The 23,676-nt window shown below is 58.4% G+C and carries 20 protein-coding genes and 1 tRNA gene; 15 read left to right on the top strand and 6 right to left on the bottom strand.

The features are described 5' to 3' along the window. The first annotated feature begins 17 nt into the window (after positions 1 to 17). The 6 genes from WKI41_RS04620 to WKI41_RS04595 are packed head-to-tail and all read left to right on the top strand — an operon-like array spanning position 18 to position 7,272. Entirely contained in the window at positions 18 to 1,532 is a 1,515-nt protein-coding gene (locus tag WKI41_RS04620) for an ABC transporter substrate-binding protein (protein WP_340192355.1), read from the top strand. A 24-nt stretch (positions 1,533 to 1,556) separates the two neighbouring features. Next, positions 1,557 to 2,519 carry an ABC transporter permease gene (locus WKI41_RS04615; protein ID WP_340192354.1) on the top strand — a complete coding sequence of 321 codons (963 nt, stop codon included), beginning with the start codon at positions 1,557 to 1,559 and terminating at the stop codon, positions 2,517 to 2,519. Continuing rightward, positions 2,516 to 3,358, top strand: coding sequence for an ABC transporter permease (locus WKI41_RS04610; RefSeq protein WP_340192353.1), 843 nt, complete (start codon positions 2,516 to 2,518; stop codon positions 3,356 to 3,358). The genes WKI41_RS04615 and WKI41_RS04610 overlap by 4 nt, the downstream gene beginning before the upstream one ends. After that, positions 3,355 to 5,115, top strand: a complete 1,761-nt coding sequence (locus WKI41_RS04605) for a dipeptide ABC transporter ATP-binding protein (RefSeq protein WP_340192352.1) — start codon at positions 3,355 to 3,357, stop codon at positions 5,113 to 5,115. Before WKI41_RS04610 ends, WKI41_RS04605 begins: the two co-directional genes overlap by 4 nt. Positions 5,116 to 5,128: 13 nt before the next feature. After that, a complete protein-coding gene (locus tag WKI41_RS04600) occupies positions 5,129 to 6,145 on the top strand; it encodes a serine hydrolase domain-containing protein (protein WP_340192351.1) in 1,017 nt (338 codons plus the stop codon). Positions 6,146 to 6,156: 11 nt separating this feature from the next. Next, complete coding sequence (locus WKI41_RS04595) at positions 6,157 to 7,272, top strand: anhydro-N-acetylmuramic acid kinase (protein ID WP_340192350.1); 1,116 nt, start codon at positions 6,157 to 6,159, stop codon at positions 7,270 to 7,272. Between the two features lie 22 nt (positions 7,273 to 7,294). On the opposite strand, the gene WKI41_RS04590 is transcribed toward WKI41_RS04595, so the two are convergent. Together WKI41_RS04590 and xseA are read right to left on the bottom strand one after the other, a co-directional pair. Then, entirely contained in the window at positions 7,295 to 7,714 is a 420-nt protein-coding gene (locus WKI41_RS04590) for a GNAT family N-acetyltransferase (protein ID WP_340192349.1), read from the bottom strand. 27 nt (positions 7,715 to 7,741) lie between these two features. Next, the gene (gene xseA / locus WKI41_RS04585; protein ID WP_340192348.1) at positions 7,742 to 9,343 is read right to left on the bottom strand and encodes an exodeoxyribonuclease VII large subunit; all 1,602 of its coding nucleotides are present in this window, start codon (positions 9,341 to 9,343) and stop codon (positions 7,742 to 7,744) included. A 184-nt stretch (positions 9,344 to 9,527) separates the two neighbouring features. Here xseA and WKI41_RS04580 point away from each other — a divergent pair, with 184 nt between their 5' ends. From WKI41_RS04580 to WKI41_RS04555, 6 genes are all read left to right on the top strand, one after another. Beyond that, positions 9,528 to 9,743 carry a hypothetical protein gene (locus tag WKI41_RS04580; RefSeq protein WP_340192347.1) on the top strand — a complete coding sequence of 72 codons (216 nt, stop codon included), beginning with the start codon at positions 9,528 to 9,530 and terminating at the stop codon, positions 9,741 to 9,743. A 63-nt stretch (positions 9,744 to 9,806) separates the two neighbouring features. Next, positions 9,807 to 10,163: a hypothetical protein gene (locus WKI41_RS04575; protein ID WP_340192346.1), complete on the top strand. Its 357-nt coding sequence runs from the start codon at positions 9,807 to 9,809 to the stop codon at positions 10,161 to 10,163. A 183-nt stretch (positions 10,164 to 10,346) separates the two neighbouring features. Next, positions 10,347 to 10,904, top strand: a complete 558-nt coding sequence (locus tag WKI41_RS04570) for an isochorismatase family protein (RefSeq protein WP_340192345.1) — start codon at positions 10,347 to 10,349, stop codon at positions 10,902 to 10,904. Further along, complete coding sequence (locus WKI41_RS04565; RefSeq protein ID WP_340192344.1) at positions 10,901 to 11,896, top strand: GlxA family transcriptional regulator; 996 nt, start codon at positions 10,901 to 10,903, stop codon at positions 11,894 to 11,896. The genes WKI41_RS04570 and WKI41_RS04565 overlap by 4 nt, the downstream gene beginning before the upstream one ends. 107 nt (positions 11,897 to 12,003) lie before the next feature. Beyond that, positions 12,004 to 12,954: an aldo/keto reductase gene (locus tag WKI41_RS04560; RefSeq protein WP_340192343.1), complete on the top strand. Its 951-nt coding sequence runs from the start codon at positions 12,004 to 12,006 to the stop codon at positions 12,952 to 12,954. Positions 12,955 to 12,962: 8 nt separating this feature from the next. Next, positions 12,963 to 13,406 carry a GNAT family N-acetyltransferase gene (locus tag WKI41_RS04555; protein ID WP_340192342.1) on the top strand — a complete coding sequence of 148 codons (444 nt, stop codon included), beginning with the start codon at positions 12,963 to 12,965 and terminating at the stop codon, positions 13,404 to 13,406. A 38-nt stretch (positions 13,407 to 13,444) separates the two neighbouring features. On the opposite strand, the gene WKI41_RS04550 is transcribed toward WKI41_RS04555, so the two are convergent. Then, positions 13,445 to 14,908 (bottom strand): PAS domain-containing sensor histidine kinase, encoded by a 1,464-nt coding sequence (locus WKI41_RS04550; RefSeq protein ID WP_340192341.1) that lies wholly within the window; start codon positions 14,906 to 14,908, stop codon positions 13,445 to 13,447. Positions 14,909 to 15,401: 493 nt separating this feature from the next. On the opposite strand from WKI41_RS04550, the gene WKI41_RS04545 reads away from it, so the two are divergent. Further along, a tRNA-Ser gene (locus WKI41_RS04545) sits at positions 15,402 to 15,491 on the top strand. 395 nt (positions 15,492 to 15,886) lie between these two features. Here WKI41_RS04545 and WKI41_RS04540 read toward each other — a convergent pair. Both WKI41_RS04540 and WKI41_RS04535 read right to left on the bottom strand, forming a co-directional pair. After that, on the bottom strand, positions 15,887 to 17,203 hold the full coding sequence (locus WKI41_RS04540; RefSeq protein WP_340192340.1) for an MFS transporter: 1,317 nt from the start codon (positions 17,201 to 17,203) through the stop codon (positions 15,887 to 15,889). A gap of 534 nt (positions 17,204 to 17,737) precedes the next feature. After that, positions 17,738 to 18,067 carry a DUF2322 family protein gene (locus WKI41_RS04535; RefSeq protein ID WP_340192339.1) on the bottom strand — a complete coding sequence of 110 codons (330 nt, stop codon included), beginning with the start codon at positions 18,065 to 18,067 and terminating at the stop codon, positions 17,738 to 17,740. A gap of 293 nt (positions 18,068 to 18,360) precedes the next feature. On the opposite strand from WKI41_RS04535, the gene WKI41_RS04530 reads away from it, so the two are divergent. Beyond that, on the top strand, positions 18,361 to 18,720 hold the full coding sequence (locus tag WKI41_RS04530; RefSeq protein WP_340192425.1) for a hypothetical protein: 360 nt from the start codon (positions 18,361 to 18,363) through the stop codon (positions 18,718 to 18,720). A gap of 39 nt (positions 18,721 to 18,759) precedes the next feature. On the opposite strand, the gene WKI41_RS04525 is transcribed toward WKI41_RS04530, so the two are convergent. Next, positions 18,760 to 21,255: a methyl-accepting chemotaxis protein gene (locus tag WKI41_RS04525; protein ID WP_340192338.1), complete on the bottom strand. Its 2,496-nt coding sequence runs from the start codon at positions 21,253 to 21,255 to the stop codon at positions 18,760 to 18,762. A gap of 445 nt (positions 21,256 to 21,700) precedes the next feature. Here WKI41_RS04525 and WKI41_RS04520 point away from each other — a divergent pair, with 445 nt between their 5' ends. After that, entirely contained in the window at positions 21,701 to 23,566 is a 1,866-nt protein-coding gene (locus WKI41_RS04520; RefSeq protein WP_340192337.1) for a glycoside hydrolase family 15 protein, read from the top strand. The last annotated feature ends 110 nt before the right edge of the window (positions 23,567 to 23,676 follow it).

Genomic DNA, 23,676 nt, shown 5'->3' with positions numbered 1-23,676 from the left:
CCAGAGGGAGAATAAGCATGACGATGATCGCTCGAAAATGGCTGACTTGTGCGGCAATCGCCGGCAGCCTGCTCACGGCCACCGCCGCACCCGGTTTCGCGGCCACCTTGAAGATGGCATGGGCGCAGGACGCTACGGGCCTTGACCCGCACAAGCAGACAGCCTTTTCCTCCATCCGCCTCCTTGAACTGGTCTATGAACCTCTGATCCGCCTGGACGGCGATCTCAAGGTCGTCCCCGCCCTTGCAAAAGAATGGAGCTTCTCGCCTGACGCCAAGACGCTGACCTTCAAGCTGGACCCAGCCGCCAAGTTTCACAATGGCGCAACTGTGACCTCGGCCGATGTGAAAGCGTCCTTCGAGCGCATTCTCGACCAGGCGACGGGTGCCGCCGCACGCGCCAACTATCTCTCGATTGCCAGCATCGATACCCCGGATGCTCAGACCGTCGTCTTCAACCTGTCGCAGCCGGACGTTCCGCTGCTCACGGCCATGGGCAGCATCAATGCAGCCATTGTGCCTGCCTCGGAAATCACGGCTGGCAAGATCGGCACGGCGGCCGTCGGTAGCGGCCCGTTCAAGCTGGAAAGCTGGGAGCCCAACCAAAAAGAAGTGCTGAAAGCCAATGCCGAGTGGGCTGGCGGCAAGGTCGGGGTCGAGGGCATCGACATCAGCGTGCTGCCGGATGAGAACGCCATTCTTGCAGCACTCCGCGCTAAGAAGGTCGATTTCGCCCTGTTGAACGACCCGCTGGTGGCGACCCTCGTGCCTAAAGTTGCCGGGCTGACGCTGAACCGCAAGCCGGTTCTCTCCTACCACGCGCTGCAACTCAACGCGTCGCGCAAGCCGATGACGGAGCTTGCGGTACGGCAGGCGATTTCCTGCGCCATCGATCGCCAGGATGTTCTCGATACCGCTCTGCTCGGCGAAGGCGAAGTCACCGGGCCGCTGACGATGCCGCTCTATCGCTCGGATCCGAACAGCCTCTTCTGCTACAAGAAGGATCTGGAAAAAGCCAAGAAGCTGATGGCCGATGCCGGGCTGAAGGATGGCTTCTCGGCAACCGTGATTGCCGCAACCGGCGAACCGCCGACCGCCGCTGCCGAAGCTCAGGTGATCCAATCGCAGTTGAAGGAAATCGGCATCAATCTCGACATCAAGATGATGGAACTGAATGTCTATGTCGATACCTGGCTCAAGGGCGATTTCGACATGGCCGTGGCGCTGAATGGTGGCCGGGCCGACCCTTACACCATGTATAACCGCTACTGGACGAAGGCCGGAAACCTGCAGAAGGTTGCGCACTATATCGACGATACGCTGGACGACCTGATGCAGAAGGGTCGTGTCGAAACCGATGTCGCCAAGCGCAAGGAAATCTTCGCCGCTTTCGACAAGCATCTCGCCGAAGTCTCGCCATGGATCTGGCTTTATACCGGATACTCCTACACGGCGCAGCAACAGAACGTCGAGAACTTCGTGGCAACCCCGGATGGCTCTCTTTTCGGCCTTTCCAAGGTAACGCTTAAGTAGTGCGTGCATGAGGCGGATGACGAAATGACTTATCTCCTACGACGTCTTGTGACATTCCCGCTTGTGATGCTGGGTGTCTCCGTTCTGGTTTTCGTCGCCATCCGCCTCGTTCCCGGTGACTCCATTACCGCCATGCTCGGCACCGAGGCCGGGCTTCTGACACCAGAGCAGAAGCAGGCGCTCTCCGCCTATTTCGGCCTCGATCAAGGCTGGCTCGTGCAATATGGCCGCTGGCTCTCCGGGGTGATCTCCGGCAATCTCGGCCTATCGGTAACTTACGGAAAGCCGGTGCTCGACGTCATTCTCCAGCGCTTCCCTCTGACGCTGGAACTCGCATGCCTCTCGGTGGCGATTGCGCTTCTTCTCGGCCTGCCACTTGGCGTCTTCGCAGCGACGCGCAATGGACGCGGCTCGGATCTTGGTGTGCGCATCTTTGCCATGATCGGGCAATCCACACCGAGCTTCGTCGTAGGCCTCGGCATCATCTACATTCTGTCCGCAGGTTTCGGCATTCTGCCAGCGATGGGCGATTACGTTCCCTTCACGCAGGATCCGATCGCCAACCTCTCGCAACTGTTTTTTCCAGCGCTGACGCTTGGCCTCTCCTTCACCGCCTCCGTCACCCGCATTTCCCGCTCAGCCATGCTCGATGTCTTGAGCGACGATTATGTGCGAACAGCGCGAAGCAAGGGTGTCGCGCGCCACAACGTCATCTGGCGGCACGCCCTGCCAAACGCCCTCATCCCCGTCATCACGCTCTGCGGTGTCGAGTTTGGCTATCTGCTCGGCGGCGCGGTGCTGGTCGAACAGATTTTTGCGCTTCCCGGTCTTGGACGCATGACGCTGGAAGCCATCCTGCAGCGTGACTATGCGCTGGTGCAAGGCGCGGTGCTGTTCGTCGCATTGAACTTCATGATCGTCAACCTCATCGTCGATCTCGCCTATGTCGCGCTCGATCCACGCATTCGCTTGGGGAGCCGGTCATGACCTCTCTGCTTGCGAGACTTTTACGCCACCCGAGCGGTTGCGTGGGCGCAGCCATCGTCCTTGTCTACATCTTGCTGGCACTCGCCGCATGGCTTGGCTTGACGCCCTACGACCCGCTGCAACAGTTCCGCATCGACCGCCTGCAGGGCCCAAGTGCCGCCCATTGGATGGGAACCGACATGTTCGGGCGCGATGTGCTCAGCCGGTTGATGATCGGCATCGGTCAATCCTTCCTCGTCGCCTTTTCCTCCGTTGGCATCGCCGCCACAATCGGCACCGTCCTGGGGCTGACTGCTGCATGGGTCGGCCGTCTGTGGGATGGCGTAGTCATGCGGCTTATGGATATTCTGCTCGCTTTCCCGGCGATCCTGCTGGCGCTGCTCTTCATCACCGTCGTCGGTCCAGGCACCTTCACCAGCATTCTCGCCATTGCCTTCGTCTATACGCCGATCTTCACCCGTGTTGTGCGCGGACCGGCGCTGTCGATCAAGGCACGTGATTTCGTCGATGCGGCACGCACCTTCGGCAGTTCCACATCCTATATCCTCACGCGGCACCTGATGCTTAATCTGGTCGCGCCACTCACCGTCCAGGTGACACTGGCGCTCGCATGGTCGCTTCTCACCGAATCGGGCTTGAGCTTCCTTGGCCTCGGCACGCAGCCTCCGGATTCCTCGCTTGGCCTGATGCTGGCGGACAGCATCAACCTGATGGAGATGGCGCCCTGGCTGCTGATCTTCCCTGGTCTCGCCGTCATGCTCGGCATCCTCGGCTTCAACCTTCTGGGCGATGCGCTGCGCGATCTGCTCGATCCCCGCATGCGACGGGTGGCCTCATGACACGACTTCTTTCGGTGCAGAACCTCAGCGTCGGCTTCGGTCGCGACAACGCCATCAAGCCGATCGTGGAGGATGTCAGCTTCAACCTCGACGCAGGCGAGACACTGGCCATTGTCGGCGAGAGCGGCTCGGGCAAATCCGTGACCGCGCTCTCGATCAACCGCCTCATCGACTACAGCGGCGGCAGGATCACCAGTGGCCGGATCGACCTGTCACTCGCAGATGGAAAGACGCTGGACCTCGCCACCCTCGACACGCACCGCATGGAGCGCATCCGAGGCTCCGAAATCGGCATGATCTTTCAGGAGCCGATGACCTCGCTCAATCCGGTGCTCACGATCGGCAAGCAGATCGAGGAAGTCTTTCGCCTGCAAGGCAAGGGCGGAACGGAAGCGCGTGCCGAAACCTTGAGAGCGCTGGACCGGATGCGTATTCCCGACGCTGAAAGACGCCTCGGCTATTATCCCCACCAGCTTTCAGGCGGCATGCTCCAGCGGGTGATGATCGCCATGGCGCTCGCGGCCTCTCCTCGCCTTCTTATTGCCGACGAACCGACGACGGCGCTAGACGTTTCTGTCCAGGCACAGATAATGGCGCTTCTTGCCGAGCTTCAGCGCGAGACCGGTACCGGCCTCATCTTCATCACCCACGATCTCGGCCTTGTTGCCGGGATCGCCGACCGCGTGCTCGTCATGCAATCCGGCAAGGTAGTCGAACAGGGAAAGGCGGACGACATTCTCGACCGTCCGCAGCACAGCTATACGCAACATCTGCTTAACGCCGTTCCCCATTTTGCCAACGGCCAGCATGTCCGCGATGATTCACCTCGACTGCAACATGCCGCCGAGCCCGCCGCACTTGCGGTTCAGGAACTTACGGTGCGCTTTCCCACCACGTCCGGGCTTCTTCGCAGACCCGCAGGCGCCATCCATGCAGTAGAAGCTGTCGACTTCGAGATATGCCGGGGCGAGACGCTTGCGGTCGTCGGCGAAAGCGGATCGGGTAAATCGACCACGGCACGGGCTCTGCTTGGTTTGGTCAGGCCGACACGGGGCTCCTTCATCACGCAGTCTTCTCTGTCGTCACACTCGACAAACGCGCAAAAGCCGATGCAGATGGTGTTTCAGAACCCCTATGCATCGCTCAATCCGCGTCTCGATGTGCAAAGCCTTTTGGCCGAACCGGTCATCGCAGCGGGCATCCGTATCGACAGCCAGATCACCTCGCGCATGACCGCGCTTGTCGATCGCGTCGGGCTCCCCGCCGATAGTCTCATCCGCTACCCGCACGAGTTTTCCGGCGGTCAGCGCCAGCGCCTGTGCATTGCCCGCGCCTTGATGCTCGACCCTTCGATTCTTGTGCTCGATGAAGCCGTGTCTGCTCTCGATGTTTCGGTTCAGGCCCGCGTGCTCGATCTTTTGATCGACCTGCAGAAGGAACGCGATCTTGCCTATCTCTTCGTCTCCCACGACATGGCCGTGGTCGAGCGCATCGCCCACCGGGTCGCCGTTCTCTATGCCGGGCAGATTGTCGAAATTGGCGATGCTCGCTCCGTCTTGTCGAATCCACAGCACAGCTATACCAAGAAGCTGATTGCAGCGGTGCCAACCATGGAGCGCCGGCGCGAGAGGTTTGAATTGAACACTGAGGCTGTGCCGACCTTGCTGCGTCCGGAGGGCTTTGAGCCTCAGCCTGCGCGCTGGGAGTATTTTGGCGAAGACCACCGCGTGAAGCTTGAAGTAGCGGCAGCAAATTGAGCAGGAAACCTTCATGGCCGAACCATCTTCGCCGCTTCTGACGCCTTTCGATAGGAGCTTCGAATTGCTGAAAGAGGCTGTCGATGCTGGCCGTATTCCTGGCGGCGTCTTCGGCATGATCGATCGTAACGGCAATCGCCTGACAAGGGCGATCGGTCATGCGCAAAAGGTCGGTGACGAGCGCCCGATGATGCTTGATACCTGGTTCGATCTCGCGTCGCTGACCAAGGTCATCTTCACCACGCGCAAGATTCTCGAACTGGCCGTTTCCTGCGAGATCGATCTCGATAGTCCCATTACGACACTCATTCCCGATTTCCGGCAATACGCACCGGATTGCTGGGAACGGAAAGTGACCTTTCGCCAGTGCCTGGGCCACCAGACCCCTTTTCCAGCGGTAGAGCCGATCTACACTTATGGCGATGACCCTGACCGTCTGCGCGCCTTTGTCCTCCAGCGCGAATGGCGCCACGGCGAGCCCGCCTATTCGGACATCAATTACATCCTGCTCGGCATCGCTCTGGAACGGCTGACGGGCAAGCGCATCCGCGAAATGGATGCCGGCGCGGGCTTTGCTTTTGAGAGCACGCCTGAAAAAACCGCGGCCACGGAATTCTGCACCTGGCGCAACCGGATGATCTGCGGTGAGGTGCATGACGAGAACTGTTACGCGCTCCAAGGCTCTGGCCATGCGGGACTGTTCGGCACTATCGACGCCGTTCTTGGCTACGCCCATTCGCTGTTGGTAGGAAACGAGCGGGGCGATTCCGTTGTCACACTGATGCGCCAACCGCTTTCGGACAAACGCACCCACGGCTGGGAACGCCCCTATGAAGGCTGGTCAGGTGGCGCGCTATGCAACGACAGCATCATCGGCCATACCGGCTTTACCGGTACCGGCCTCTGGATTGATTTCGACAAGGGCCGCGCCTGGACCTTGCTCACCAACCGGGTGCATCCGAGCCGCCATTTTGATAGCGGCATTTTCGCCCTGCGCGCAGCTATCGGCGATATGATCAATACGCATTGAGGAGAGACGATATGGAACCGATCTGGGCCGTGGGTTTGATGACGGGAACCGTCCTGGACGGCAACATCGATGTCGCGCTTCTCAAGACCGATGGCGAACGCGTCGATAGCTTCGGCGCCTATACGCTGGCACCCTATGATCAAGCCGTTCGCGACCTTCTGGAAGAGACACTGGCTGCGGCCCGCAAGTGGAACTTCGACGGACCGGAGCCGGAGATTTTCGCCCGAGCCCAGGACGCGCTTACCCGCGCTCAGTCCGCTGCCGTGGCAGACCTGGTGAAGGATGCCGGGCTGTCGCTCCGCGATATTGGCGTCGTCGGCTTTCACGGCCAAACGGTCCTACACCGCGCCCCGCAGTCGGGTCGCCTTGGCGCCACCCGGCAACTGGGCGACGGCGAACTGATGGCGAAGCTGCTCGGCACCAAGGTCGCCTATGATTTTCGCAGCGCCGACGTTCGCGCCGGTGGCCAAGGCGCGCCGCTGGCTGCCGCCTATCATTCGGCACTGCTGAAGGGCGTGGCACAGGATGGCAGTGCTGCGATCCTCAATCTCGGCGGCGTTGGCAATGTTACCTGGAGCGATGACAAGGGCCATGTCGTTGCCTTCGATACAGGCCCCGCCAATGCGCCGATCAACGATTGGATCAAGCAGCATGGCCGCGGCGAGATGGACCGTGACGGCCTGATCGCTGCATCAGGGCACGTCAATGAAGAGCGCTTGATAAAGCTGCTGCAGCATCCCTATCTCTCCGCTCGCTTCCCGAAATCGCTCGACCGGTTCGATTTCGGTGCCAGCATGGCGGACGGCCTTTCGCTGGAAGATGGTGCGGCAACACTGACCGCGTTTACCGCCTCTGCCGTCGGCAAGGCGCTCGACCTGCTTCCGCAGCGCCCGAAGAGACTGTTCGTCAGCGGTGGCGGTCGACACAATCCGACACTGATGGAAATGCTGGCGGAGCGCGCTAATGTGGATGCACAACCTGCTGAGACGTTGGGCTGGCGTGGCGATGCCGTAGAGGCCGAATGTTTTGCTTTCCTGGCTGTCCGCGTTCTGCGCAATATGCCGATCAGCTTCCCGACGACCACAGGCGCGCCCGAGCCGATGACGGGGGGACGACTAGCCACCTGATAAATATCCGTTCGGCGACCAATCAGAGCGGCTTCTTCAAAAACTTACGAGTACGACCGATCGGAAAATCCGGCAGCTCACCGAAGACCTCATATCCTTGGCGGCGATAGGCTTTCTCCGCCACGGGGTTGAAGGTGTCGATCCAAGCGGAATAACAGCCACGTGCCCGCGCCTCGTCTTCTGCGGCCGCCAACATGCGCCCTGCTATCTGCTGGCCACGAAGGCTTTCGTCAACCCAAAGCCACTGCACGTAAAGCCAGCCCCAAGCCGTGTACCCACTGACCCCGGCGAGCAAGGCACCGTCATCTGCGCGAACCATCACTGCGAGCGGCTTCCTATCCGCAAAGCCGATATCGGCATCGTTGAATGCCGAAAGATTGGCGCCGATAGCCGCAATGTCTTCAGGCGCTGGATGATCGGTCACTGTCAGATCGGGCGTCATGCGAGTTCTCCGAAACTGAAGAGCGCGTTAAAAAAGACTGCCCTGATTTCCCGGGTCGCTCGCGACCGGCTTCACGGGCTTCTTGCGCATCTGAGCGGAAGACGTATCTGCCAAGCGCGGCGCATCGGCACCCGCGACCGCCGAAACGTCGCCATCGGCGAACTCCACCGAGATGACTGCGCCCGGAGCGACGGCTGCGGCGCGCGTGAGTGGCCGGTTCTCCTCATCTCGAATGACCGCATAGCCACGCTTCAAGACGTTTTTGTAGGAAAGCGATTGCAGGATACGCTCATGCGCGGCGAGGCCTGATCTGTTTTGCGCCATGCGATGCAGAACAGCCGTGTCGGCGCGCCGCACCGATGCCAGCAGCCGCTCCTTCTGCCGATCCAACTGGCCCGACAGACGCATGGGCAGAGCCCGCAAGGAGGAATCCGATGAAGACACCCGCGACTTCGCCTGCAACAAGCGCCTCTCGATCAACGCTTCGGCTCGCTGCATGCGTTCATTCACCCGCTGGCGATGCTGGCGCAGGCCGTGGCCGAGAACGTCCGGTCGCAATCCGGAAGCCGTGCGCTCGAAACTGCGGCGCTTGTTCATGGTGTTGAGTTCAAGCCCTCTGCCAAGCCCGGCAGAGACCTCATCGAAGCGGCGGCGTGGAAGTGCCAGCAGCTGGTCGAGCGAGGGAAGAGCGCGCACAAGCGCACGAAGTCCTTGCGCGCGATTATCCATATGCCGGCGCGTGGAGCCGGAAAGACGCGCCGCGAGACCTGCCAATTGTGCTTCAAGATCGGCCCGAACCGGCACTGCCATTTCCGCCGCCCCTGTTGGCGTCGGCGCGCGAACGTCCGCGGCATAGTCGATCAAGGTCGTATCGGTTTCATGACCGACGGCCGATATCAGCGGGATTGCGCTTTCCGCTGCCGCCCGCACGACAATCTCGTCGTTGAAGCTCCACAGGTCCTCAAGACTGCCGCCACCGCGTGCCACGATCAGCACATCCGGGCGAGGTATGGTGCCCCCCTGAGGCAGGGCGTTGAATCCACGAATGGCATTGGCGACCTCTTCGCCCGAACCATCACCCTGAACCTTCACTGGCCAGACGAGCACGTGAACCGGAAAGCGATCCGAAATTCGATGCAAGATATCGCGAATAACGGCACCCGTCGGCGAGGTCACCACACCGATCACCTGCGGCATGTAGGGCAGACGGCGCTTGCGCGCCTGATCGAACAATCCTTCCGCAGCAAGCCTACGGCGGCGTTCTTCCAACAGCGCCATCAGGGCACCGGCGCCTGCCGGCTCCAGGCTTTCGATGACGATCTGGTACTTCGATGATCCTGGAAATGTAGTAATCTTTCCCGTCGCAATGACTTCCATGCCCTCTTCCGGGCGGAACTTCAGCTTTGAAAAGCTTCCCTTCCAGATGACGGCATCGATGCGTGCGCGGTCGTCCTTCAGCGAAAAATAGGCGTGACCGGATGTGTGCTGTCCGCGATAACCGGAAATCTCGCCGCGTACTCGCACCTGATCGAACGCGGTTTCCACCGTCCGTTTGATAGACCCGGAAAGCTCGGATACGGAAAATTCTGTGAGGTTGGTGAGGGCGGGCTGACTGAAAATATCGCTCATGCCCCATCGTAACCGATGCGCCACGATTCGGGAACCGCAGCGACTTCATGACAGTTTGATTAAAAACTGGCAGAATCGTTATACTGTGTTACATTCTGCGTCTTGAAGTGCATGCTATTGAGAAGACATTGCAGCTTTTGAGGAGAAGATGCCATGTCTTGATTGCTTTGGGAGGAGCGGCATCATGGAATTTGTTCTTGGAATAGCGCTGGGCTTGAGTGCTGCGGCAACACGTTCGACCTTCGCTGTCGCGATGGTCGGCATCCTCGTGGTGGCGGTCTTCGCATCTGCTGCCCTAATGGCTGCAAGCGGCGTTTCGCTTCTGACGCTATTGGTCACTCTGGCAGGGCTCAACATCGGCGTTGCGATGGCTTTCTTCGGAGCTTTCGCATTTCGGTAAACAGCTGCTGACAGCAACCGATCGACTACCTATGATGACGCCTGCTCAACATCGAGGTTTGGCGTGACATTCGGTCGGTTTATTTCTGTGCAGACTGCTTGTATAGCGCTCGACGCTTTCACCACTTGGGTTCTCCTGTCCCAAGTTGGCCTTGCGGTTTTGCTGAGCAGAACGATCGGGTTCCTCTCAGCGGCCGCTCTCGCCGCGGTCCGCCTCCGGCAAAACAGTGCCACCCAAGGCGGCGGCGTCCTCTCAACCAGCATCACTCTAATTTCCTTACTCGTCAGCTATGGCATGTTCACACTGCTGGTGCTGCGCAATCCCTTCTTGCACTGGCCATGGGCCTTCGCAGCCGCAGCCCTTGCTGGACTGCTTCTGTCGCTCATCGGCTACTGGCGTACCCGTCACATACGCACTTGACGCTAAAGCGAAGTGGCGATGTTGCGCGTAGCCGTTTGCCACTACACCTTGCGCTGCTCACTGAGAGGACGTTGGCGCGTTTTTCACGATGGCCAGATATGTCCTATCTTCGTCCGAAGATGGCATTTCGCCTTTCCGTACAGGGCTTAGAACGGTATCCAGATCAACACTGGAGAAACAAAAATGTCCCTCAGCACAGCGCTTCTGGTTATCGACGTACAGGAATCCTTTCGGCATGCACCCTACTTCACGGAAAACGACCTACCGAAGTTCCTAGCGGCGCAACAGGCTTTGATCGATGGAGCGGACTCCGCCGGCATTCCCTTCGTACAAATTTTCCATGTCGATGGTGACCGGGCTTTCTCGGCCAGCAGCGGCTTCGTCCGCACATTCGAAGGCCTGTCGATCAACCCGGCCGTCATCTTCCAAAAGAACCGGCACTCGGCTTTCGTCGGCACCGGCCTCGACGTCTGGCTTACGCAAATGGGCATCAACCGGCTGATTGTTTCCGGCATTCGGACCGAGCAATGCTGCGAGACCACGACCCGTCACGCCGCTGATCTCGGCTACAAGGTCGATTATGTAACAGAAGCCACACTGACCTTCCCGATGACGCATGCCTCCGGCGAGGTCTTCTCAGCTGCCGAAATTGCCAAGCGAACCGAACTCGTGCTGGAGGGCCGGTTTGCGCGCATCACAACTGTTGAAGCTGCGATCGACGGCATGGGCAAGGCTGCATGATGAACCAAGTGCCTGGCAACAACTTCGAGATAATTCCTGTGTTTGTGGTGCTGCCGCCGCAAACACTGCTGCTGGATGTTGCCGGGCCTCTCGAAGTGCTGCGATATGCCAATGAACTGCAACAGAAGATGCGGTTCGTTTGCCGCTATATTTCAGCTGAGCCACAGCAGACGACAACGATAGGCCTTGGCCTCTGTGGGCTAGAGCCACTGCCAGAAGCGCTCCCGCCGAACGCCTTGATCCTGATCTCCGGAAGCTCTTCGCTGGCTCAGCAGCAATGGGAGATCGAGAGGGAACGCCGCGCACTCTCGGACTGGCTGCGGCACATTGTGAGGCCCGACACGACAATCGTCAGCATTTGCTCCGGCGCGTTGATCGCCGCACAGGCCGGGCTTTTCGATGGACATTCCTGTACCACCCATGCCCATTGCATCGCCGATCTGAAGCGCATCGCGCCACTCGCACTCGTGCATGAGAACAGGCTATTCGTCGACGATCGCAAGCGGTTTTCAAGCGCTGGCATCTCCACCGGCATCGATCTCACTCTGCATCTGGTCTCAGCACTTGTAGGCCCAGAGATTGCTGCCCGCATCGCCCAGATCATGGTTGTCTATCTACGCCGCACAGCGCACGACCCACAGATCTCGCCTTGGCTCTCGGGCCGCAATCACATCCATCCCTCCATTCACAGGGCTCAGGATGCCATCGTTGAGAATCCTGCAGACGATTGGACGCTGGCGCGCCTCGCGGACATCGCCCATCTCAGCCAGCGACATCTCTCCCGTCTGTTTCGAGAGCAAACGGGATTGAGCGTCGTGGACTACGTCAATCTGATCCGGGTGACGCTGGCGCGCGATATCATCTCTCAATCCAGGCTCGATATCGAGGCCGTAGCCGAACGCTCGGGCTTTGCCTCCGCGCGTCACTTACGCCGCATATGGCAGCAACATCATGAGAAGCCGCCGACTGCGTTTCGAAACCTCTCCTCGTGACCGGCGTTTGCCTCTGTGGCGAGATGATTGGATCACGCAAATTCAATAGTCATCGCCTGGCAGCAACGCTAAATCACTGGTTCGAGACAGAATAGAGGAGAAACTCCATGCAGAACCGAACGCTTGGCCGCACCGGCCTTTCCGTCGCGCCTATCGTCTTCGGTGGCAACGTCTTCGGCTGGACCGCAGACGAGAAAACTTCCTTTCAACTCCTGGACGCTTTCTTCGATGCCGGCTTCAACGCCATCGACACCGCTGATGTCTACTCGGCCTGGGTGCCCGGCCATCAAGGCGGCGAATCCGAAACGATTATCGGCAAGTGGCTGAAGAGTGGCTCAGTAAAGCGTGAGGATGCGGTTATCGTCACCAAGGTCGGCTTTGACAACAATGAGCGCAAGACGGGTCTGAGCGCCGACTGGATTGTTAGGGCGGTCGACGATTCGCTTCGCCGTCTGCAGACTGACTACATCGATCTCTATCTTGCCCATAAGCCGGATGACGCCGTTCCTCTGGAGGAAACACTTGGCGCTTTTGCCCGCCTGAAAGAGGCTGGCAAGGTCAAGGCCATCGGCTGCTCGAACTACAATGCTGATCAACTCCAGGCCTCACTTGATGTCGCGCAAGAGACCGGACTTGGACGTTTCGACGTTCTTCAGCCGGAATACAATCTCTACACCCGCAACAAGTTCGAGGGGCCACTCGCTGACCTCTGTGCGCGTGAAGAGATCGGCGTCATCAACTATTATAGCCTTGCCGCTGGCTTCCTGACCGGCAAGTATCGCACCAAAGCCGATACAGAAGGCGCGGCTCGCTCCTACCGCGTGGCCGATTACCTCGAGCCGCGTGGTCTCGCCATTTTGGGAGCGATGGATACGATCGCAGCCGAGACCGGTGCGCGCCATGCCGACATTGCCTTGGCCTGGTTGCTGGCAAAACCGTCCGTCACCGCGCCAATCGCCAGCGCCACCAGCCTTTCTCAATTGGAAAGTTTCAAACGCGCAGTCGATCTCCGCTTGAGCGATGAAATGATACATCTCCTGGACAAAGCAGGAGCCTGACCGCGACAATGACACTGACGATCCGCGATGCCACCAGCAGTGACCGGGATGACTGGCTTCGGCTATGGAAGGCCTATCTCGCCTTTTACAAAGTCGACTTACCGGACGACGTGTCCGACAACACCTGGAGACGGCTGCTCGACCCGGCGTCGCGGCTTTCAGTACGACTTGCCGTTTTGGAGGGCGACGTCGTTGGCTTCGCCATCCATCATTTTCATGAGTCCACCTGGGCCAAAACCCCGGACTGTTATCTTGAAGATCTTTTCGTCGATGGCACGATCCGCGGCAAAGGTATCGGCCGAGCCTTGATCGAGGATCTCATCCGCATCTGTCGCGAAAACGGATGGTCACGGCTCTATTGGCACACGGATGAAGCCAATCATCGGGCACAGGCGCTCTATGATAGCTACGTCAAAAGCGATGGCCATATTCGCTATAGGCTCAAATTCTAGAGCAGTCGGTTATACGCGGTTCAGATCCGAAGTGACGATCAATGGTCTTGCTGGAAGGTCAGAAGATCAGCCAAGACGTGGCACTGGAGACCGCTCGGCTCGTAGTGAACCGTGACCTTGCTGCTCGACACGCCGGAAACTCCAGCTTTGATCAACCGGGACCCAGCCCCCTCGCGGTCGGGCGCGCAAACAGGCGGACCGCTTCTTTCCTGCCACGCAAATTCGAAGCTCTCCCGGCTCCCGCCGACCACGCGCCAGGAAATTTCGATCTGGCCATCCGGCGTTGAGAGCGCGCCATATTTCACCGCATTTGTTGCAAGCTCATGCAGAATAAGGGAGAGCGACAACGCTGGGCGCGAGCCGACATGGATTTCCGGTCCGTCGACGATAAAGCGCGGCTCGTTCGGATCGTCATGCACCGCCAGCATCTGACCGACGAGATTGCGAACCGTTGAGGAGCCGAGCCCTCCCTGGATCACCGTATCGTGGGCACGGCTCAAGATATTGATGCGCTCGGCGAGCGTCTGCCGCGCCACGTGCATGTCCGGCGCCGAACGCAAGGTTTGCGACGCGATGGCCTGGACCATTGCCAACTGGTTCTTCAAGCGATGCCCAAGTTCGTGCGCCACCAGTTCCTTGTGCCGCTCTTCGGCCAAGCGCTCGGTCACATCCTGCGCCTGGACGAGTATCCCGAAGATTTCGCCCACGGCGTCGCGCATCGGCTGATAGACAAGATCGATCAACCGGTCCTGCTTCTCGCCGCCGGGCCCGCGGTTCAGTTCGATCGGCTGGCCTCGCGCAACGAAGGGTTTGCCCGTCCTATAAACTTCATCGATCTTTTCAATATGCCCTTGCTGCGCCACTTCCGAAAGCGCCTCGGCGATTGGCTTTCCGATGATTTCCCGACCGGCGCCGATGATCGAATAGCATTCTTCATTGGCAAATTCGAAAATGTGGTCAGGACCGATCAATGTGGCGATACCGCCAGGCGATAGTTCGAAGACCTGCCTTAGACGTTCCTGCTGCAGCTTCTGCTCGCGCCGCATCAGCACTTCGCCGGTAATTTCGGAGCACGCACAGAACATGCCAAGCACCGTGCCGGAATGATCGCGAACCGGCGTGTAGGAAAAGGCAAAATGAGTCTCTTCCGGATAGCCCTTCCGGTACATCGTGAATTCGATATCGTCCATCGAGGTGCCCTGGCCGGAATAGGCAGCACTGATGATTGGCTCCACCTTGTCCCAGATGTCGAACCAGAGATCCTGAAAAGGTTTGCCAAAAGCCTCCGGATGACGGTTGCCGCACATGAGTGCGTAGCCATCATTATAAAGGGTGATCTGCTGCGGCCCCCAAACAATCAGCATCGGCTGAAGCGAGCCAAGCATGACGTTGACAAGAACCTTCAGTTCGACAGGCCACGCGTCCTTCGGTCCGAGCGGATTGCTATCCCAGTCAAACTCCCGAAAAATCCGCCCACATTCGCCGCCGCTGACATAGTGCAAAGCCATCCCCTTGGAGCAAGCGCATCAAGGCAGCATCGTTTTACAAACACGCCGCCGCATCCAATATTCTAAGTACGGAAAATAACAATCAATCCCAAACAAAGTTGCCTTGCCTCAACGGCACCGACCACTCCAAGCCGTGACCATTCAAATCAGAAGCACCATAGCGGAATAAAAATGAACGTGCCAGAGAGCGTGCTTATCGCAAAGAGTGGCAAGTAGCTCCAGTTGCCAACGCCTTAGCTGAGCACCACCGGGATCAGGTCTTTTCAACTGCCTGAAGAGATAGTGCAACGCGCTGACACGCTGTTGCTCGACATCGAAGTCTTAAAGCCAAAGTGCCCAGCGACCGTTACAACTCGTTAGCCGGGCCTCCTCGAGACCCCCACATCCAAACGATCGCAATTCGCATAGTTTTCAAGACAAAACAGAATTTTACGCTTGCATGGCGCCATAGCTGTGGCTATGAACGGCGCGCTTACCACAGCGCGCCGGAGAGGTGGCAGAGTGGTCGAATGCACCGCACTCGAAATGCGGCATACCTGCAAGGGTATCGTGGGTTCGAATCCCACCCTCTCCGCCATCACGTTCAGAGCAGCTCGCTCATGGCTAAAGCTCTTATGCAAACAGCCTCGTGAACGCCTACTCCGATTTACACAGATCCTTTCTCCGCCAAATCCGCTGATTTCGAGGTGTTGATCGGATGAGCGATTAGACTTTCCGGTATCGCCACTCCTCTGAGCCCCACTCAAAAATTTTCAAGGCTTGATGCTTGTCGTGATGCGTCATCCAGACCAAAGCGAACAAAGCATTGCCGATCTTGTCGCTATCGATCTCCATTCCTGGCAGCTAACGACAGCTGAATTCAAGAAACACCGCGGATATTACAGTATCAGCCGATCAAGGCCTCCTCATGGGCGGAGCAGGTGACATGACGACCTGAGAGGCCGTCATGCTGTTTTCTGACCGTAGAACCCGTCACGACCTTGGCGGCAGGATCGGAAGTGGTTCTGCACGACCGACGATGAAGGCGTAGGAGAAGGCGCCGACGAGTGCCATGCCCGCCGCCATCATGAAGGATGGCGTGTAGCTTCCGCCGAACATGTCCAGCAGGAAGCCGAAAAGCAATGGGCTGATGATGCCGGCGATGTTGGAGGCGAAGTTCTGGATGCCGCCGATCGAGGCGACGTGGCGCGAGCTTGGGGCCACGTCCGCTGGCAGCGACCAGATGCCTGTCGCGGCAATGGCAAGGCTGCTGTAGGAAATCGCCAGGAAGAACAACGCCATGTAGAGTGACTGGGTCAACGATGCCGGCAGGATGGCTGCGCCACCCAGCATGCCGCCGACCATGATGATCTTGCGCACCGTGGTGACATTGGCACCATTTCTGATCGCCCTGTCGGCCAGCGCGCCGGCAATCCAAGCCGTGACGACGGCAGACAGACCTGGCAGCATTCCATAGAGGCCAAGCTCGGCGAGGTTCAGACCGCGTGCGGTCTTCAAATAGCTCGGGAACCAGGTGAGGAAGAAGTAGATCACGAAATTGAGGCAGAAGAAGCCGATCATCATGCCCCAGATGGTGCGGTACCTGAAGAGGTCGACCCACTTGATCTTTGCCGCTTCGGGATCATCGTTCTCGACGGTTCGTCCACCGTTCTCGATGATGTAGCGCCGCTCCAGGTCGTTTGCGCGCTCATGCTCGGTAGGATCGCGGTAGCTCACGTACCAGAAGAAGGCCCAGATGATACCAACCGCACCAAGGATAATGAAGGAATAATGCCAGGTTGCCACGGCAATGATTGCTGTGACGATGGGGAGCGCCAAAACGGTGCCGACGCGGGAGCCGGAATCGATCACCGCCGTCGCGAAAGCGCGCTCGCTTTTGGGGAACCAGCGGGAGGCGGCTTTGGTGGCCGATGGATAGGCGGGGGCTTCACCGGCACCGAGCGCAAAACGAACGGCGAAGAAGGTCCAGAAGCTGTTTGCAAGCGGCGTCAATGCGGTGAAGACCGACCACCAGATGGCAGCGAGCGAAAAGGTTTTGCGCGCGCCAAGCTTGTCGGTGATCCAGCCGGCAAACAGCATCATGCCGTCGTAGGCCCAGAAAAATGCGCCGAGGATCAAGCCCTTCTCGGTGTTGGTGAGGTTCAGCCCGAGTTCGGAGTCGATGAAGGGAAGGGCAACGCTCATATTGGCGCGATCAAGGTAGTTGATCGAGATCCCGACAAAACACATAAATAGAATGAAATAGCGAACCTTGGTGGCGCCAGCAGGCGCGCTCTTTGGGTTTATCACGACATTGACCTCCCTGGTATGATGAACTGACCGCAGGCCGCGGGATTGCTCTGCTTCTAAGGGTCGAGCAGATGGCACCGGTCTCTTCAGAACGATGGAAGGCCTTTGGCGCGCCGGACAGCATCAAGGGAAAAACAAGCGCTATCGAATGATGGCCAGCATCATTCATTTATCAATCAAACTTCCACCAGTAAATAGCAGAAAAGGATGGCGCCATGATGCGAACGATAGGGGACGTTTGCCGATAAGATGCATTGCTTCTTCCTATCGAAAGGTCTGACCTATACCCGATACGGGCAGTCTGCGTTGAATCGATTGAGACTGCGGGTAAAGGTTTGACGCTCGGCGATCTACCTGTGATCGCCTTTTCTGCCATAAAACGCGCGTCGGTGATGCAACCCAAGTGCGTTGACGCAATTGATCGCCGCTTTCTTTAAAAGGCAGATACGCGTGCAGCACTATTCCCCGCGCCACATTGCCCCCGATCGCTGAGAACGATCGGATAAGGACTAGCTACGCGGCGACAGGCAAAAATCAGCGCGCCACGAGTTCGATCTTCAATGGCGCAGCACCGGCCACGATCTCCAGCAAGCGATCGATATTGGGATGAGCGCCGGGGCGGTTCTTTGCGTCTGCTGTGTGCTCGGCGAAAATGTCGAGCCCGTGGATAGCGGCCTCCTTGGTCAACGCGCCAAAAGATTGTTGCAGATATTGATAGACCGCAAGAGAGCCCTGCTTACCCGGCTTGTTTTCGATGGTGGCGACGATCTTGCCATCTGCGTCGACGAGATTGACCTGAGCCAGCCCTTCGATAGAAGACAGGAGTTGCAGGTTATCCTTGAAGGAAGGTGTAGGCTCGATCATCACCGGGTTCTCCTATAGCTTCGGCCCGAAAATCAGACTCGATTTTCAAAAAGCGCGATACGTTGTTTTCAAAAAGATAAAGCGTCCTTTGTGCGTCCAGTAGGACGCACGGCGCTTGTAGCATGTGTTTTGCCAGCGTTTAGCAGCTTCATCCCGCCGTTGCCACAGACATCGGCCCCAGCTCTTGCGCGTTTGTCTGTCTGAAAAAAATCCTCATTGCCTGACGGCACAAAGGCGTTATCATCGCTTTGCTGTAAGTTCATTGTCTTTGGGAGGAGCAATCAATGAGACGCATGTGGCCAGAGGAATTTTCGGCACTACTCGACAATGCCGAAGAGGTAACTCTCTCCATTCCAGCCGCAGAAGGCAGCGGTGGCTCCAAAGAGCCGACCTCGAGAAAGGCTTTGAAAGCCCGCATCACCCAAGACAACTTTGAAAAGATCTGGCACTTGGCAGAAGCGCGTTATCGGTTGGGTGGTAAGCTTACGGGCAAGGCAATCACCTTGATCACCAACAACCCGCACTACCAAAAATGGCATCCGTCAGATGGCGGCAGCGTCGAGGACGTGGCCGATAGCGGTCAAAAACATATGACACGCTATGTCACCGTCCATTTCCTGCTGGATGATGTGCGAGAACCCGTCGAGGCGTGAAGCCGATTGATCGTTCTCAATGAACTCCGAGCGGCAGCGTCAAGCTGCCGCCGCGTGCATGCCGCCTCGCACGGACCGCGTCGTGGCAAACTGACCCACCATCTGCGACAGTCTTTCGGTCTCGTGTACCAGGGTTTGCGCTGCCGCCGTCGTCTCCTCGACCATGGCCGCGTTCTGCTGCGTTACCTTGTCCATCGCGTCGCCGGCAGCAGACACTTCGCGCAGGCTCACTGCCTGTTCGCGTGCCGCAGTCGCAATTCTGTCGATGATGGCGCTGATGCCACCGACCTGCTCGCAAATATCCTTCAACGACATGCCTGTTTCATCCACGAGCTGAACGCCAGTCGTCACCTGAGCCGACGATGTGGAAATCAGGCCCTTGATCTCCCGGGCGGCACCGGCCGATCTTTGTGCCAGTTCGCGCACTTCCTGGGCAACGACCGCAAAGCCCTTGCCCGCCTCTCCGGCCCGCGCGGCCTCTACACCGGCATTCAGCGCCAGGAGGTTGGTCTGGAACGCGATCTCGTCGATCACGCCGATAATGTTGCCAATCTTTGCCGACGATTCCTGGATTTCACCCATGGCGCTGATGGCGCGCTCCACCACGACGCCGCCGCTTTCCGCATTGGTCTTGGCAAGGGACACCGTCTTCTGGGCGTGGCTTGCACCATCGGCCGTACCGTTAATGCCGCTTGCCACTTCACCAAGTGCCGCGACCGTTTCTTCAAGGGAGGCCGCCTGCTGCTCCGTGCGCCGCGCCAGGTCGTTGGACGCGCTCGAGATTTCAAACAGTCCTGACTGTATGGTACCGACGCTCTGAATCACCGCATCGATCGCCTGCTCAAGCGTGGACACCGCGCTGTTGAAGTGGTCTTTGATGCGGTCGTAGCGTGGATCGACTGCGCCGATACGCGCTGTCAGGTCGCCCTTGGAAAGCGCATCAAGCCCCGTGGATATCTGGCGGAAGGCATGCTCCATCGCCTGCGCTTCCGTCATGCGTTCGGCTTCGCGCTCGCGCCGCAAATGCTCGGCCTGCTGTCTTTCGCGATCGGCTTCTGCCTCGGCGTGAATACGAGCGCGGTCATTTTGCTGGAACACCTGCAGCGCGCCGATCATCTCGCCGATTTCATTGTCGGTCTTTGCGAGCTTCAGCTGCGTGTCCGCCTCGCCCCGTGCAAGACGTGCCATGGCCTGCGCCACCTGCATCATCGGACGAGCCACAGAGCGCACCATGAACAGCGCGATCGCCATTGCCAAGATGAGGCTGAACAGGCCCGCACCCCACATCCAGGACGTACCCTGGCTGCCCTGACGTTCCGATCTAGAAGCGATTTCGCCTGCGATCTTCACGATACCATCGGTGACGCTTTGCAATGTGGAAACGACGAGCGACGCCTGCTGGTCGGACGTGGAAAGGTTGGTCTTCATCGCGTCGAAGGATTGGCCAAGTTGCGCAAGACTGGCGGTCATGTCGGTGCCGGATGTTTTCGACAGCATACCGCCCAGCGCTTGCGCCTTCTTCAGCCCTGCCGCGATCACTTCATCAGATTCTGCCGACGGCTGGACGCGATATCGTTCGACCTGGGCAAGCGTGTCTTTCAGTACGTTGCTGAAATTGCGAGCTGTGCCGGAAATGATACGCGCCTTGGAGCGCGCCTTGTCCTTCTCGCTCTTGGAAGCGAGTTCTGTCTCGGCGGACTTGCGCAGCGCCTCATCGAGCGCCTGGGTGATAGTAGAGATTTTGGAGAAGAGCGCGAAGTCCTGCGTCGAGACCAGGGCCGCGCCATTGTCCTTGGCGATCGCGCCCTGAATATCCGTGAAGGTCGAGGCCAGATTGCTGACGATCGGTTGAATGTCCGGTGTACCGCCGAGCTTCACGACTTCGGTAAGACCGGCCTCGGCGCGCGCCATCGGTGCTGCGAGCTGATCAGCCGAGAGCTGACCGCCCTGCCCCGATGCGCGAACCAGCGAAAGCTCGATCGCATTGATGCCTTCATTGAAGGTACTGGCATTCTGAATGAGGATGCGAATGCTGTTGAGCGTTACCAACGCGTTGTTGGAATTGGTCTCTGCCTGGTTGGCGATTTCCTGAGAGGACTTCTCAGTCTGGTCGGCGAGCGTTACCATGCTGCCCGCAGCATCGCGCAAAGCAACACCGGCCTTCTGCACGGCATCCTGCGAAGCAGCAAGCGCCTTCACCGCATCGGATGTCTTGGCGATACCGCTGGAAAGCTCGGTCTTTTCGCTTGCCGACAGAGCAAGTCCGTTAAGCTTCGACTGCGCGCCATCGAGCGCTCCGACAGCTTCATCGATCCATTTGGGATCCTTGCTGACAAGATATTGGATGATTGCGCCTTCTGCCTTGTTGGCGCCGATCAGCACCTTCGACGTGTCCACCGTCTGAGATACGGCACCCGTCAGGCTTCCCATGCCGCGAATACCGACGACCGCGACCAGCACGACCGAGATGAGCAGCAATGCCATCCCACCCGTCGTTCTGAAACCGATGGACTTCGCCTTTTGGGATATTGCCATGCTCTTACCCTCTTCCCCACAGCGCTCAGCCGCCCGAGCAACCCGCAGACGCTAGTGGAAATGGATAAAAAACATCTTAAACCAGATGATTTGAGGCCACACCGATAGACGGGCGTCTTTGATAATTTGGGTATCGGCGGGAATGGAGCATATCGAACGATCTTTGCTTTTTACGCGCGACACGCTCGAGGGACGATGCCTCATCTCTGAGTTCCGCACCTGGAAATTATGGCTTGATGGTCATCACATCTCCATGCCTCGGCACCATCCGCTTCTGTCAACGGCCACAAACCGTTCGCCACGAGATCATTGGACTTGGAACACAAGGCGAAAGATGACGTTGTGAAGAAGATGTCATGGATGAAGAACGCTGCTCGACCATTTCGACAAAGTGACAGGAGACGCTTCTTGGTCCCACATGCGATCACACCTGATGGATTATCGAATGGACATCTGCACTCCCTCCGACGTTGAAAGCGATAGTCTCTCGAATGATGAGAACGCCAGCCCGCCTATCCCGCGGCCAATCTCTGATCACGGCATCGTCGGCGATCTAGCGACACTGGCGCTTATTGCTAGAGACGGTGCGATCGATTTCATGTGTTGGCCGAATTTCGATAGCCCGACCATCTTTGCTGGTCTGCTCGATCCGGACCGTGGTGGTCTCTTTGAAGTCCGGCCAGATATTCCTGATGTACGGATCGTGCAGCATTATCGGCCAGACACAAATGTGCTGGTCACGCGCTGGATGGGCGACAATGCCAGCGCAGAACTCACGGACTTCATGTCCGTCAGGGAGGACCGCGCCTCAACGTCGACGAAATTGGTGCGGCGACTGAAAGTGACACGCGGGACGGTGGCCCTCACGCTACGCTGTGCGCCTCGGTTCGACTATGCAAGGCAGAAAGAAACCGCCGAGATTGAGGGTCACACTGCCCTTTGGCGGCCGAAGCACTGCGACGCGATCAGGCTCACGTCTACTCTCACGCTTCAGCCGCTCGATGGTGATGTGATCTGCAAGGCGGAGCTGAATGCCGGAGAGACGACCGATTTCATTCTGACCGGCGCGGATGAAGAGCCAATCGACTTGCCGGACGTTGCACAGTTCGAGGAAGCGACAATCCAGTACTGGCAGGACTGGGCTGCGAAATCGTCCTATCGCGGTCGATGGCGTGAAATCGTCACTCGCTCTGCCCTGACGCTGAAACTGCTGACATCACGTCAACACGGATCGATCATCGCTGCCGGAACCTTCGGGCTGCCGGAGGCGCCTGGCGGAATTCGAAACTGGGACTACCGGGCAACCTGGATCCGTGACGCATCCTTTACGGTCTATGCGTTAATGCGGCTTGGCTATCAACAGGAAGCTCAAGACTTCACATCCTGGATCGGTAAACGCGCGATGCGATGCGGTGCGAATGGAAAGCTCGATATCATGTACGCCGTCGACGGAGGCACGGTCGCGGATGAGGTGTCGCTCGATCATTTGAGTGGATATGGCGGAGCCCGACCCGTGCGGATCGGCAACGGTGCGGCAAAACAAGTGCAACTCGATATCTACGGCGAGCTGATGGATGCCGTCTATCTCAGCAACAAATACGGTCATGCCATTTCCCACGATGGCTGGAACGGTGTGCGCGACATCATCAACTATGTCTGCGAACACTGGGAAGAACCTGACGCCGGCATTTGGGAAATGCGGCGCGGGCCGCAGCATTTCCTGCATTCGCGCCTCATGTGCTGGGTTGCAGTCGACCGCGCTATTCGCCTGGCGAGCAAGCGATCGCTCGCAGCACCCTTCAGCCGGTGGATAGACGTTAGAAACAATATCTATGAGGACATCTGGGCAAACTTCTGGAACGAGGAAAAAAGACATTTTGTCCAGACCAAGGGTGGCGACACCCTCGACGCCTCGCTGCTGCTGATGCCGCTTGTGAGGTTTGTGAGCGCCACCGATCCGCGCTGGTTGGCAACTCTGGACGCAATCGGTGAAACGCTCGCCGATGACGGCCTTGTTCATCGCTACAAGAGCGAAGATGGGTTGAGCGGCCAGGAAGGATCGTTCTCGGCCTGCTCGTTCTGGTATGCCGAATGTCTCGCGAGAGCCGGTAATTTGAAGAAGGCGCGTGCGACCTTCGAAGCCCTGTTGAACTATGCCAATCATCTCGGCCTTTACGCCGAAGAGTTCGACCACCGTGGCGAATTGCTCGGAAACTTCCCGCAGGCCTTTACACATCTGGCCCTGATCAGCGCCGCCTTCTATCTGGACAGAGAGCTTGACGGCAAAAGCCCGCAGCAATGGCGCCCTTGATATCTCGCGTTACGGCCACTGTCATGCCAGCTATTTATTCTCGCCTTCCACGTGCGGTCGTCAGCAGCGTGGAAGTACCACCAGCTCAGCACAAGATTTAAGCACAAAAA

The sequence above is a fragment of the Agrobacterium larrymoorei genome (assembly GCF_037722385.1).
Lineage (GTDB): Bacteria > Pseudomonadota > Alphaproteobacteria > Rhizobiales > Rhizobiaceae > Agrobacterium > Agrobacterium larrymoorei_C.
Note: the sequence above shows the minus strand (reverse complement) of the source record. Positions and strands in the feature narration are given on the sequence as shown.

Coding starts and splice junctions, on each gene's coding strand:
- WKI41_RS04580 (WP_340192347.1), top strand. CDS start 9,528: ATGGAATTTGTTCTTGGAATAGCGCTGGGCTTGAGTGCTGCGGCAACA.
- WKI41_RS04555 (WP_340192342.1), top strand. CDS start 12,963: ATGACACTGACGATCCGCGATGCCACCAGCAGTGACCGGGATGACTGG.
- xseA (WP_340192348.1), bottom strand. CDS start 9,343: ATGAGCGATATTTTCAGTCAGCCCGCCCTCACCAACCTCACAGAATTT.
- WKI41_RS04590 (WP_340192349.1), bottom strand. CDS start 7,714: ATGACGCCCGATCTGACAGTGACCGATCATCCAGCGCCTGAAGACATT.
- WKI41_RS04525 (WP_340192338.1), bottom strand. CDS start 21,255: ATGGCAATATCCCAAAAGGCGAAGTCCATCGGTTTCAGAACGACGGGT.
- WKI41_RS04600 (WP_340192351.1), top strand. CDS start 5,129: ATGGCCGAACCATCTTCGCCGCTTCTGACGCCTTTCGATAGGAGCTTC.
- WKI41_RS04560 (WP_340192343.1), top strand. CDS start 12,004: ATGCAGAACCGAACGCTTGGCCGCACCGGCCTTTCCGTCGCGCCTATC.
- WKI41_RS04530 (WP_340192425.1), top strand. CDS start 18,361: ATGTGGCCAGAGGAATTTTCGGCACTACTCGACAATGCCGAAGAGGTA.
- WKI41_RS04565 (WP_340192344.1), top strand. CDS start 10,901: ATGATGAACCAAGTGCCTGGCAACAACTTCGAGATAATTCCTGTGTTT.
- WKI41_RS04595 (WP_340192350.1), top strand. CDS start 6,157: ATGGAACCGATCTGGGCCGTGGGTTTGATGACGGGAACCGTCCTGGAC.
- WKI41_RS04610 (WP_340192353.1), top strand. CDS start 2,516: ATGACCTCTCTGCTTGCGAGACTTTTACGCCACCCGAGCGGTTGCGTG.
- WKI41_RS04520 (WP_340192337.1), top strand. CDS start 21,701: ATGGACATCTGCACTCCCTCCGACGTTGAAAGCGATAGTCTCTCGAAT.
- WKI41_RS04570 (WP_340192345.1), top strand. CDS start 10,347: ATGTCCCTCAGCACAGCGCTTCTGGTTATCGACGTACAGGAATCCTTT.
- WKI41_RS04620 (WP_340192355.1), top strand. CDS start 18: ATGACGATGATCGCTCGAAAATGGCTGACTTGTGCGGCAATCGCCGGC.
- WKI41_RS04605 (WP_340192352.1), top strand. CDS start 3,355: ATGACACGACTTCTTTCGGTGCAGAACCTCAGCGTCGGCTTCGGTCGC.
- WKI41_RS04615 (WP_340192354.1), top strand. CDS start 1,557: ATGACTTATCTCCTACGACGTCTTGTGACATTCCCGCTTGTGATGCTG.
- WKI41_RS04535 (WP_340192339.1), bottom strand. CDS start 18,067: ATGATCGAGCCTACACCTTCCTTCAAGGATAACCTGCAACTCCTGTCT.